Annotated in this window: 5 protein-coding genes; 1 reads left to right on the top strand and 4 read right to left on the bottom strand. The window is 51.5% G+C overall.

What is annotated here, in order from left to right; genetic code table 11:
• The first annotated feature begins 113 nt into the window (after positions 1 to 113).
• Positions 114 to 4,610 (top strand): NACHT domain-containing protein, encoded by a 4,497-nt coding sequence (locus NE637_RS00705; RefSeq protein WP_227119416.1) that lies wholly within the window; start codon positions 114 to 116, stop codon positions 4,608 to 4,610.
• Positions 4,611 to 4,738: 128 nt separating this feature from the next.
• On the opposite strand, the gene NE637_RS00700 is transcribed toward NE637_RS00705, so the two are convergent.
• The 4 genes from NE637_RS00700 to NE637_RS00685 form a co-directional block, all read right to left on the bottom strand.
• On the bottom strand, positions 4,739 to 8,347 hold the full coding sequence (locus NE637_RS00700) for an alpha/beta fold hydrolase (RefSeq protein ID WP_227119179.1): 3,609 nt from the start codon (positions 8,345 to 8,347) through the stop codon (positions 4,739 to 4,741).
• A 600-nt stretch (positions 8,348 to 8,947) separates the two neighbouring features.
• Positions 8,948 to 9,361, bottom strand: a complete 414-nt coding sequence (locus NE637_RS00695) for an OsmC family protein (RefSeq protein ID WP_227119177.1) — start codon at positions 9,359 to 9,361, stop codon at positions 8,948 to 8,950.
• A 326-nt stretch (positions 9,362 to 9,687) separates the two neighbouring features.
• Entirely contained in the window at positions 9,688 to 10,758 is a 1,071-nt protein-coding gene (locus NE637_RS00690; RefSeq protein WP_192111704.1) for a 2,3-butanediol dehydrogenase, read from the bottom strand.
• A 363-nt stretch (positions 10,759 to 11,121) separates the two neighbouring features.
• On the bottom strand, positions 11,122 to 13,209 hold the full coding sequence (locus NE637_RS00685; protein WP_227119175.1) for a sigma-54-dependent Fis family transcriptional regulator: 2,088 nt from the start codon (positions 13,207 to 13,209) through the stop codon (positions 11,122 to 11,124).
• Between the last annotated feature and the right edge of the window lie 175 nt (positions 13,210 to 13,384).

Genomic DNA, 13,384 nt, shown 5'->3' with positions numbered 1-13,384 from the left:
TTACAACCACATCAAAACCAGAATATCCGCACCTTGCTGTAAGAAATGCAACCGGATAAGGTTAACAACACTTCATCGGCGTGATCTACAATTTTTATTTTTAGGCGGTTGCAATGAGTGAAGCTGGCGTGCGTTCTAGCATTGGTGATGACTACCAAGACATGCTTGCCGTGTGGTGGCTGGCAAAGATGCTCACAGACGAAGCCTTGCGTAGCATCGATGTTGAATCAACATCCCTGATCAACTGCGAGAGAGTCCGCGTAGATGATGTGATCATTCACAAGAATGATAGCATTATTTGCTGCCAGTGTAAGGTTGACCACCCAAGACGTGAAACGTGGAACGTAACTGATCTCAAAGATGATTTGTGCAAGGCATGGAAGCATTGGCAAAGTATCCCCGAAAGTGAGATTTATTTTTATTCTACAGGTCCATTTGGTGGTTTAAAGCATCTGCAAGAACGTGCAGAACGGATGCCTGATGTTGATGCTTTTATTCAGGACATGCCCCAAAATAGCGGGGGGGAATATTCAAAATTTTTACAAATTGTAGCACAACGAATCGCATCGCCTGATGAAATTTATACATTTTTTCGTCAAGTTAAATTCAAAGTAAAATCGTATGATGACTTATCCTCAGAAACTATAACCCACCTTAGCTATTATGTTACGCAACCACATGTTGCTCTTACGCTTCTCAACGATGAAGTGAGGCGTGTGACCTGCCGTCGTCAAGACCCAAGGGCAGCACATGTTAGCAACTACTCGATCGACCGTCATCGTTTATTAGATTTGTTGAATAGCGCAGGTCTACGGATAACGCCACGCCTCTCTGAAACACAAATCACAACATATTTTGCTCAATTTTCAAACCGTGGTCGTGTTTGGCAGAGGAAGATTAAAGAACACCATTTTCTTCGTACTCAACAACAAAAACTCATAGCCCACATTAACAGTAAACAATCTGTTTTAATAGATGGCTCGCCAGGTTCAGGAAAAACCTGTATTTTATTAGACCTAGCAGATTATTTTGAGAACAACCCTCATTATTTTTGTATCTTTCTGCAAACACGAGATATCGAAGATTCCGACATAGATGAATTTAGGGCAAAATTTCTCAATTCACTTGCACGAATGGCAGAAAATTTACTTGTAGTGCTGGTTGTCGATTCGCTGGATGTCCTCTCAACTTCAGGTCGGCACAGGTTTACTGCCGTCATCACCTTGATGGAGCAGGCACGCAAAATACCCAATGCGTGCGTGGTGGCATCATGCAGGACTTTTGACTTGCAGTATGATCGACAGCTATCTGCCCTCTCATGGCCTCAAAAATTACACTTGGATGAATTGGACTTTGACACAGACGTTACCCAGCTTTTACTTGCCCATGGAGTTGATTCCCAATTACTGTCAGCCGAACAAAAAAAACTTATTTGCAATCCACGCATGTTGAAGATGTTCCTTGATATTTCGGAAAAAGATGTAATTCCTACCCCATCCACAGTCTATAGCCTTTCAGAAATATATCTCGATAAAATCATCATGCAAAATGAGTTGTTGGGCAGCTCTGCGCTTGAGACATTGCGTGCTATTTCAGCTCGTATGATTTCTGAAAAGAGGTTATCGATTCCAAAACGTTTAGTTTCAATTGATGACAAGCAGCGCAAAATCTTACTGAGTGAAGGAGTCTTGCTCGAAACCTCAGTTGGGAATTATGCTTTCAGTCATCAGACACTAGTTGATGTACTTGCAGTTGAACATGCGCAAGCGCAAGGTCAGACCTTGTCTATATTCATGGCAAGCATGCCCGCTGTGCCCTTTATCCGCCCCACAATTCGGTATTTCTTTTTTTCGCTGTATAATCAGGATATCGTATTATTTCGCAAGCAACTTCGCAGCGCCTTGGCAGACAACGACCAAGCGTTCCACATTAAAAAATTGCTCGCAACTTCACTCGCCGAAACATCCCCAGATGCAGATGATGTTTCTTTATTACATTCGATGTTTGAATGCGATGAAACACTTTTCTTTGCTTTTTTTGAAAAATCTCACCCTAAATTTTGGTTTGATTTTTTTCAGCAACACTTGCTCCCCGTATGGCAAAGAACGCAGAACTGGCCTTGGCTGCATCGTTACATTCAATGGCTTCGCCGCGGGCCAAAGGCAACATCTTCTGCATTTGTAGCCCTGTTGTCTTGGTTACTGGCTAATGCAACACAAGACAACATAGACAATACTGCCATAACTATAATCTCCTCTTTAGACAGCTTTGATGATTGGGGCCACCCAGGATTACAGAAAATTTTTACTCTTCTCATGCGGAATTCAAGTTATTCCCAATTTGACCTTATTGGCAAACCACTCTCAAAGTGGGTGAATGCCATAGATTCTCATGATGGTATGCTGTGGAATTTTATAAGTCATAATAAAGACAATACTAACCAGCGTGTTGGCAATATTATTTTGAATTGCGAAGAACATATCTTTTGCGAGGAAGACTTTCTTGAAAAGCGGTTACAAAAATCTGAAGATCTCCTTACCATGGCTCTTTCAGCTCTGGATGAATGGAGTGAAAAAACTGGCAGTGTATTGGCTGATGGTGTAACGCGAAATAATTTTTTGCTTGAAACATCACATGGTCACCGTCGCTCTAGAACTGGAAAACATAATTATAACAGCTTAGAAATATTACTTAATGCAGTTGAACGAGCGTGCATCAAGCATGCCGAGCAAAATAGTAACTGGTGGAGAACATGGGCACAGTGCCTATGGAGCAACGCAGAGTGCGCTTTACGTTATATGGCATTGTGCGGACTGACACAAAATCCGCAATCAAATTTACCTCTAGTTGAACACATACTTTTACACCTCACGGATAGTTCTGCATGCATCCATTTTGATTATGAACTTCCATGCCTTTTGGGCGCTGCCTCAGCGCACTTGAGTATAGATGTTTTACAAAAAATTCAAAATAAAATCCTATTATTGCATGAAGATAGACTAGAACAAAAAGAAACAAACATACATTTCGTGTGGAGAATACGCCAAGACTACCTGATTGAGATTCCTGCCCCGTACAGAATCCCAGAAAGCATTGCGGCCATTAAGACCGCAGATAGACTATGCGGAATCCCCCTACGAGCGCCCAGCATTGAAACACGCGGGGGGTTTGTTCGTTCTCCGGTCAGTCATGAACAATTAATTAACTTTTCTTCATCAGGACTACTCAAGATATTACAGTACTATGGGTCTAAAAAATTTGAAGATGACTGGGGTTGGAGTGACGTAGAAAATGATCACATTATCGGTGGGTCAAGGTTGGTTGCGCAAGAGCTAACGAATGCAGCGAGCGTAGACCCTGAACGGTTTTATCAATGGTCGCGTAACCATTGGGATGACATTACACCTGAATTTCAGGCTGCTCTGTTACGGGGCATCGCTGAATATGTGCGTATTCAATTCGGCAATTCACACAGGGACAATTGGACAGCAAAAAGTACGCCCTCAGAAGAAACATTATTTGATTATTTGCTGCAACTTATAAATACGGTCAATTGGACAGGATTCGATGGCTTCTGTTTACAATCAGTACTCTGTGGCTGTGCATGGCTTGTGCGTTCGTTGGACGACCTGGGAAAGCTTTATCCGCTGTTATGCTGGTGCAGCAATTCCTCAGATCCCGCAGCAGAAAACTGTGAAAATCTACAAAGTATTGGCCTAAATAGCTTGCGCGGTGTGGCGGCTGAGTCAGCTTTTGTAATTGCATCGCACTGGTTGGAGAGAGGGCAAGGCAATCTTCCTGATCTGCTGTTGCCCATTCTTCACCAACTGGCCGAAGATCCGCATCCAGCAGTACGTGGCAGGGTGTTACAAGGCTTGCCCACCGTGCTCCATTATTCTCAGGATATTGGCTGGCAGCTTTTCCAAAAAGCAGTTGCTCATGGCCCATCAGTGATATGGGAATCAGCCTACATGTGCTTGTATTACAATTATCGCAAGCATTATGGCATGGTAAAAGGGTATCTTGACGTCATGAATGATATGGCCATGCCGAACGCCGCTAAACCTTGGGGGAAAATCCTCGCGCTGGCGTACCTTTCCGACAAAATAGATAAAAATACTTTCATTGATAGCTTAGTCAAGGTGAATCTTGATGACGCATGGAAAGCGGCCGTTGATGTTCTTGGGCACAATACAGATAAACATGATATTGAAAACAAATGTTTTGAAGGATTAGGTTGTATTTTGGAGTGGGCACCAAAGCATGAGGAAATCTTTAGATCACTATGCTCTATTTTTCGCAAACGCGACGATACATTTTGTTTTCCACCTGAGTCATTTTTAGAGCAAATATTTGCAGTTAGTGCTAAACTATCAACCCAAAATCGTTCGAGATTCTACCAATTTCCAAAATGGATGCTGGCTTTAAGCGAGCGTGATTGTGACGCTGCGCTGCGCGCATGTGAGCTATTCCTTGAACATTGCACCACATATATGCCAACAGACGACAGCCAATCTTTAGTTAAACTTCTAACTGTCTTATTTCGGGAGGCAGAAGAGAGGGAAGAACTGGACAATGGAGAAATGCTGCGCAGGGTATTAGATCTGTAAGATACCATGCTTCGCAAAGGCATTTCAGCCATGGATGACTGGCTTGAAGAGGCAGAACGTCCCTAGGCACAAATCACTTTCATCTCTATTGATGCATCTTCGACATATTGTGTGTGGCCTCAAACGCCTCACCCCATCGACATTCCGCACTCATCTTCTTCAGTCGGCACACCTGCACCCTGCTGCCCAAAAAGGTCGCAGATATGCTCTGCCACGCCATCAGCAAGGCCGGGTGAAAGCATGCTTTGATGCGTGCCCGCCGTCCAGCGGAGGGTGATGTTTTTTTCAGGCAAAAAACGGCTCCAGCCCTGATACTGGTCAGTAAAGTCAATGTAGGGATTACTGGCAAAATCCAGAGCGCGGATATACAGAATACGCAAGTCAGATGGCGTTGGGCTGTCATAACGCGCTGCGGCAATGGCGTTGAGCCTGTACGTCTGCAACAGGTTTTCCATCTGAGCGGGGCTGAAATGGGGCGGCAGCAGTCCGGCTTTTTCGCCGCATTCCACCAGATACGTCATTCTCTCAGCCCTGTTCATGTCCCGCAGTTTGTCCGCATCAAAGGCCAGAGCTTCATGGAGCTGATTTTTCAACAGTTCCACATCATCCTTGGCTGCAAGCAGCTTGGCCCTGGTATTGTCCAGCACAGTGTCCAGTATCAGAACCTGGCCAGGGTCGCCCCCGCGCGCGGCGAACAGGCAGGCCGCCTCATAGGCAAGGAGGCCCCCGAAACTCCAGCCGCCAAAAACGATGTTCTCCGTTGCTACCTTGAGGATTTCATCCAGATAAATCGCGGCCAAGTCCTGAACACTGTGCAGCTCCGTATTCAGAACAGTTTTTTCAGCCTGAAAGCCCGCAGGCTCAACGGCATATAGGGTGTAGCGCCCATCCAGCTGCCGGGCCAGATCGCTGTAGCAAAACACGCTGCCGCCCACTGGATGAAACAGGAAGAGATTTTTTCCGCCTTCACTATGGCAAAGCTTGATGATGGGGCTGTTGCGCACGTATGCCTTGCCCTCTATAAGTTCGGCCAACCGTGCAATGCTGGAATGAGCCATCAGTTCATTGACGGCAATATGAACGCGCAACTCTTTTTCAATCATGGCAACAAGGCGCACGGCCATGATGCTGTGCCCGCCCATGCTGAAAAAACTGGCCTCCGCATCGCTTACATCCATACCCAGCAGCCGTTTCCAGATGGTGGCAAGCGTCTGCTCCACAGTCCCTTGCGGGCAGCGCCCTGCAACGGCCTCTACCCTGCCCAGCGGGGACGGCAGCGCCCTTTTATCCACCTTGCGGTTGGGCGACAGAGGCAGCTCCAGCATTGGCACAATATAGTCCGGTACACAAAAGGGCGGCAGCTGCTGTTCAAGGTAGCTGCGCAAATCCACCGGGTTCACAGCGCCAACTACATAGGCGGCAAGACTTTTGTCGTTGCCAGCCTGATAGAAATCCGCGACCACGGCCACCTGCCGCACACCGGGAAAGCTCCCAACGGCCTTTTCCACCTCGCCGATCTCTACCCGGTTGCCCCTGATCTTGACCTGCTGATCCTCCCTCCCCCGGTAGTACACAAGGCCATTCTGGATAAAGCCATTGTCGCCAGTGCGATAGCAGCGGCACCCGGCGTATTCGGTAAAAGCATCGGCGCTCTCGCCATTCAGATAGCCGCGCGAAACGCCCGCGCCCGCGATCCACAGTTCCCCGGTTACAGATTCCGGCACTGGGCGCTGATGTTTATCCAGCACGAAAATAGTCACGCCTTCAAACGGCCTGCCAATGGGAAAGGCCGTAAAATCCGCATGATTGGCGCGATCAATGCGAAAGGAACTGCTGTCTACCGTGCATTCTGTAGGGCCGTACACATTGAACAGCACCACATCTTCGTTGCCGGGTATGGCATAAAATTTCTGAATGACATCTGGCCGCAGCACCTCGCCAGCCAGCAGCACACGCCTGAGCGGCAGGGGCTGGTGGCGCTCCTGCAGATAATCCACCAGCACATTAAAAAAGGCCGGGGTCATGTCGCACAGGTCAATGCCCCTTTTGCGGGCGCAGGCGCATAACGCCGCAGGATTTTTACGTTCCTCGTCCGCCATGACATACAAGGGCTTGCCGCAAAACAGCGAAACCGCCAGTTGCTGGATGGACGCATCAAACGAGAGCGGCGCAACCAGCCCCACAGTGCCGCACCCTTCTGAAAACGCCCGCAGGGCATGGATGATGTGCAGGAGGTGGCGGTGCTCCACCACAACGCCCTTGGGCAGCCCTGTGGAGCCGCTGGTGTAGACAATATAGGCGGCAGCGTCCGGCCTGACCGCCGCAAGCGGGGCAACTGGGCAGACCTCTATATCTCTCAGGCCAAAGCTTTCGCGCATGGCTCTGGTTCCGTGGGGTCTGGCATCATGAGCGCTTCTGCAAATCTGCACGTCATAGCGAAAGACACCCGACTGACCATTGTCAGAGGGCGCGGGAGCAGCAGGTGAAAATTTTACCTCAACCGGATATGGGCATTCTGCCGCCCAGGCACTAAAGAAACGGCGTGGCACAAACAGCTCTGCCGAGCCCTCAAAACGCAGCAAGGCCGACTGATCGCCCGTGGCAAGAGCATGCTCCCTGATGGCTGCCCGCAGGTCGTCCTTGCGATCCATATCGCGCACAGCGCCCACAAAAATGCTGCCGCCCGCCGTGAGGCGTTCTACTGCGTGGTCAAGCACCCTGCGCAGATAATTGTAGCCGGGAAAGCAATCCACAACGCCGTTGAGCACCACAAGATCAAATTGCTCATCTAAAAAACAGATATCTATGGCTTCCATGCGGTGGATGCTTACAGAAGCGTCACAAGGCAAGGCATGCACCCTGTCCAGTTCATTTCTGGCAATTTCGACCGCCGCATATCGGCTGGAGGCAGAGGCCAGAGCCTGCGCCACCACGCCGGAGCCGCTGCCGATATCAAGCACGCTTTTACCCTTGGCCTGTGTATTTCCTGAGGTGCTGCCGGGGGCACGATTGGGGGCAAGACCCGTTTTTTGCAGCAGGCTGTCTGCCATCCTGCAAAGTTGCGCCAGATCAAGGGGGCGGGCGTCCACATCGTCCAGCCACCCCCGGTCGCTGCCCAGCTCTGCAAGGTGCTCCCAGTATTCTGTGCTGCTCAGACCGCCACTTTCCAGAGCATCCGCAAAATTTGGCGCGTCCAGGCAAAGCACGTGGGTAATGTTGGGGTTGCGATAGCGATGGTATTCCGCCTCGTGCAGTGAGGCTCTGTCCGTCACCAGCAGCCGTACGGGCCTGAGCATGGCTTCCTGCCTGGGGCGCGGCAGTTCACGCTCCACTGGAACATACACCGCACCGGCCCGCATGATGCCAATGGCGGCGGCAAGATACATGGCTCCGCGCTCGCACAGCGCCCCTACTGCCGTTTCCGGCCCGTAGTTTTGCGCCTGTACAAAGGCGGCTATGCGCGCGGAGAAATCCTTCAGTTCCCTGAAGCTCAGGTTTTTTCCGCCACCAGAAAGGGCGAGGCTATCCGGGTTTTCTTCTACAACGGAACAGAACAGGGCTTCAAAGCTGGCCCACCTGCCAGACAAGCCAGACGAACTGGATGAACACGGCATGGCATTGCCGGCAGCAGAGAGGCTCGAAGACAACGTGGTTGGCTGGCCTTCAGGGGCAACTCCAGCCGGATTCAGAGCTGCCTTGTTCCTGGGCATCCCAAAGGTAATATCGGCAATCTTCATTGTGCGTTTTCCTCAATACCTTCCAGAAAGCTTATCTGATATGCCAGATAGTCCTGCGCCGTCGCAAAAGCCACTTTCGGGGGGAGATTGTGGTTAAACGCAGCATGGTTGCGCTGTCTTCTTTGTACACAAAGCAACGCAGTGCCACCCCAGTTGATCCAGGGTGACAACCGACTTTATTCCTTTTTTTATCTAGGTCAGAAGCAGTTTTTTTTCAATGGATTAGTTCGTGAAGTGGATAATCAGAAGCAGATATAACGGAGCTTGGCAGAGGAGAACGCCAAACCCAATGGCATGGATGAACCATGCAAGCAGCCGCTAAAACTCCAGACCAAAACTGAAACCGCCGAAACAGGAAGAACTCTGTGAACGAAATAACTCCGCTCCAAGCTCAACCTGCGCAAAAAATCCACTGGTATGGTTCGCCCGCACACTGCTATGAACCAGCATGGCGTCCCGGCCCGGCATATCTGACCGGCTTTCAAAACCTGGATCGTATCCCTTGAATCTGGCGCAGATGCTGAACGTTCCGTATTTTTACCCATCAGGGGCATGGCCACGGCAGCCAGCATTTCAGGCACTCCATACAGAGCAAAAGATCTAATCGCCCCATCGGAAGGTAAATACCTGCTCAACATCTGGATGCAGGCTGTGATGAACGCCGCAGGTATTTGCTGCCCGTTCCATTACCATCTTGTCCTTGCTGCTAAATTCCCGGTTGGGCATGTTGAAAACTATTTCGATTCTGCCTATGCGACTTGGCCCCTCGGTTGTCATGGCTTTGGAAACTTCCAAAGTTGTTCCGGTCACATCTAACCCATGATTTTCCGCATATGTTGCCAGCATGCTCATGGCGCATGAACACAATGCGGCTGCGCAGAGATCAGTGGGAGAAAATGCCTTGCCTGACCCGCCATGCTCAGGGGTTGGCGTGGTATAAATCTTGGTGCCGCTAAGATTATGAACAAGTTCCACCTGAAGATTACCAAGATATGTTGCGCTGATATTAGACATGCTTATTTCTCCATTGTGCAGTTAAAAAGAAAATTAATATTCCAAAATCATTACTTTCATGTTGCCGTGGCAACACAATTGCAAATTCCAATCTGGTTTGAATACCCGCAAGGCATGTTACCTGTAGTCAATGCCGGACTGATCAAAAAACGCAGCCAACGTTTAATACCCATACAAACAGCCAGACCGCATGCTGGTGCGCATGGGTGCATAAACTAACCGAGGGGTTCCGGACCATTCCGCAACCCCTCTTTCATATCCTGCCCCGCGCACAAACAACTGCGGCAAAACAGCAGGATCATCCCTCAAACACGCCGTCAAGCGCGTCAGGGACGCACAAGTATCTTGATGTTTTCGTCCTTGTTGTTGATCAGCTCAAGAAAGCCCTTTTCCATAATGTCCTTCAGCTCGATCTTGCCGGTAATCAGGTTTTCCGCCTTGATGACGCCTTTGGCCATGAGCGCGGCAAGCCCCTTGAAATCCTCAATGGTGTAGGCCAGCGTGCCCATGACCTTTTTGTCCGTACCGCTGAGGCTGAAAAAGTTGAAGGAACTGGGTTCTTCAAAAATACCCACAATAATGGCCGTTCCGGTGTTGCGCAGCACATCTATGGCCAGCGGCCCGGTGTGCTTGTTGCCGATACATTCAAAGGAGACATCAGCCCCGGAGCCGCCTGTCAGTTCTTTCACCTTTGCAACCGGGTCGCACTCCTTGGGGTTCACCACAATGTCCGCGCCGCACTCCATTGCCTTGGCAATGCGCGCACGGGACATTTCAAGCACGATGATCTTGCCCGCGCCCGCGGCTTTGGCTGCCATAATGGTGCCAAGGCCGATGGTTCCCGCCCCAAGCACCACCACATTGAGCCCCAGAATGCTGCCCGCCATGCGCACGGCCTTAAAGCCCGTGGCCAGAGGTTCCATGACTGCTCCGGCCTCGGGTGAAACACCATCGGGCATGATAAAGCACAATTCCGCAGGCACATTCACATAGGGGGCGAATGCGCCGTCATTGTGCAGGCCCGTAAAAGCAAGCTTTTCACAAACATTGTAACGCCCTTCGCGGCAAGGCTGACACTCGCCGCAGTGCTGGCAGGCATCTGGCGCAACCATGTCGCCCACCTTCACATTGGTAACGCCGCTGCCCACCGCCACAACCTTGCCGCTGAACTCGTGTCCGAGAATGACGCTCCCCTGCTTGCCCGTAAGCGGATGCGGGGCCTCTGTGGGAATGAATATGGGGCCAGCCAGGTATTCGTGCAGATCCGAGCCGCAGATGCCGCACCAATCAACCTTGATCTGAACCCAACCGGGAGCCGGAGCGGGGGGAACGGGTACAGTTTCAACGCGGATGTCTTTTTTGCCGTGCCAAACTGCCGCCTGCATGGTTTCCGCCATAACTGCCTCGCTTGTTAGATGTTGAATCCGAATACTCTCTTCTTTGCACAGGTCATGCCGTAAAATCCGCGCCAGCAGCGGATGAGCGGACATGCCCGGCAGACCGTGCCCCTGCTCGATCGAGAAAAATTGCACATGCAGACAGGCATACCGGAGCCGTAGGCAGTGTTCTGAAGTGGAACAAGGCAAGGCCATCGTGGGCGGAAGTGGAACAGAGAAAAAACAGGCCGCGAGGACTAAAACAGCAAGCTCCGGCGAAAGCAGATACCATAAAAAAGGCCTGCTCCATACCGTATGCCCCCATAAATGGGAATCAGGTTAAGAGCAGGCCGGATTGTGGCAATATGGTAATATTATGAAGGATTAAGCCTCTGGATCAATTTTGCGAAGCTTGGCGTATAGGGTGTTGCGGCCAATGCCCAGCGCCTTGGCGGCCTGGAGCATGTTGCCGTTATAATGCTTCAATGCGCAGCGAATGACCTTGGCCTCCTGATTGTCCAGGTTAAAATCGGTCATTCCGGGCAGGGCCGCCACGGCTTGCCCATCTGGTTGCCCGCTGGCTGCATTGGTTCCACCAGCACAGGACTGCAAATGCGCAGGCAGGTGTGCGGGCAAAATACAGCCGCCCTGCGCCATGTTGACGGCAAATTCCACGCTGTGCACAAGCTGACGCACATTGCCGGGCCAGTCGTAATCTTCCATCACACGCAAAGCCTCGGCAGAAAATCCGCCAAAAGGATGCCCATAGGTACGGCACAGGCGTTTGCAGTGGTATTCCGCAATGACGGCTATATCTTCCCTGCGCTCGCGCAATGGTGGAATTTCCAGCGCAAGCACATGGATGCGATAAAACAGATCTTCACGAAACGCGCCCGAAGCCATCAGTTCATCCAGATTGCGGTTGGTGGCAGTGACCAGCCGGAAATCGACCATCCTGGACTGCTTGCCGCCCACCCTTGTGACGCAGCGGTCTTCCAGAGGCCGCAGCAGGTTGACCTGCATTTCCAGCGGCATTTCAGAAATTTCATCCAGAAACAGGGTTCCCTTGTCGGCCAGTTCAAACTTGCCGGGACGCCCCTTTTCCACAGCTCCAGTAAAAGCCCCCCGCTCGTAGCCAAAAAGTTCGCTCTGGATAAGCTCGCGCGGCAAAGCCCCGCAGTTTACGGCCACAAACGGCCCATCGGAACATCGGCTGGCCTTGTGGATGGCCCGTGCAAACAGTTCCTTGCCCGTGCCCGTTTCGCCCAGCAACAAAACCGCCGCAGGGCTTTTGGCCATATGCCGCGCCTGCTCCACCGTGCGGGACATTTTTTCGCTGCGGTAAACAATATCGCCAAAGGGGCGCGTGCCTTCGCGGCGCGGAACATGCGGCACAGGGGCAATCGGCGCGGGGCGGGCCTCCACTCCGGCCTGAAGGGTCACAAGGGTGTAGCGCGCTTCTGACCTGCCCGTCATGAAGGGCATGGCACAGGCTGTAAGTGAGGAATTGGTCAGGCAGCGCAGGGGAACCCCCTCGGGCTGGCCGCCCTTTTCCGCCTGCTGACGCGCGTACAGGGTGTAGTCAAAAAATGCCTCGGCGCGTCCGCCGCGCACATCGCCGCTAAAGCCGAGCAGGCGCTCCGCCTGCGCATTGGCATAGGTGATGATGCCGCTCTCATCCACCATCAGCACGCCAATGGGCATGGAACTGAAGAGCGTGCTGAGCAGGGTGCGTGATTTGTTCTCCATACTGCTCAGCGAGGCGTTGAGCAGCAGACGCTCAATCTCGCGGGCCGCGCCAACAGCCAGCCACAATGCCTGACGGTGATCGGCGCTGGTTGGCCCGGAAATGTCAAAACAGCCCCACAGTTGCCCAAAGGGCGTAAAAATGGGCGCGGCAGAACAGCCCCAGGCCTGATGGCTGCTGCAAAAATGCTCCTCGCCCATAACCTGCGCTGGCATGCCGTCAGAAAGGGCCAGACTTATGGCGTTGGTTCCCACGCTTCTTTCAGACCATACCGCGCCAGGGCCAAAGTAAAGCTGGTCTGCCTGAAGCAATACATCCTTGTTGCCGCAGGTGCGCAGCAACCGGCCATTGGCCTCGGAGACCGTCATGAGCAGGCCTTTTTCCTTGATCTGCTCATACACCTGACGTTCCACGCCAGCCGCCAGCTCCGCGTATATCTCGGCCTGTGCGTTGATCTGGCTCATGGGCGTAAATTCCGCGCATTTTGGCAGCAGCGGATCCACCCCCAGATCACGGCAGCGCATCCAGGAGGCCGCAATGGGCCGGGGCAGGCTGTCGTCAACAATTTTACCGGTTCTTATAAAGGATTCCCACGTTTCCCGCCGGTTCGCTCTTGGTGCGCCGCTATAGCTGTTGAACAAAAACCCTGAGCGGTTGACGCCTTCCGCCATCAGGGGTTCCTGCCGCATTTCAAAGACATCGCCATTTCTTTGCAGAACATACATGACTTATCTCCCGGACGCGCACGCCCTTTCAACAAGCATGCCGGTTCGCTGGCCTTTCCACTTCAAAAAGACCATCTGCCCCACTTCTGAATAATGCGATCCCGCAGCTTTGTTTTAAGCAATAGCATCGTCCGTGAAAAAATGGAATAGCTCTTTGCCCATGGCTACATTCATA

Origin of the sequence: Desulfovibrio desulfuricans (genome assembly GCF_024460775.1) — a bacterium.
Classification (GTDB): Bacteria; Desulfobacterota; Desulfovibrionia; order Desulfovibrionales; family Desulfovibrionaceae; genus Desulfovibrio; species Desulfovibrio desulfuricans_E.
This window is presented reverse-complemented; position numbering and strand designations above follow the sequence as displayed.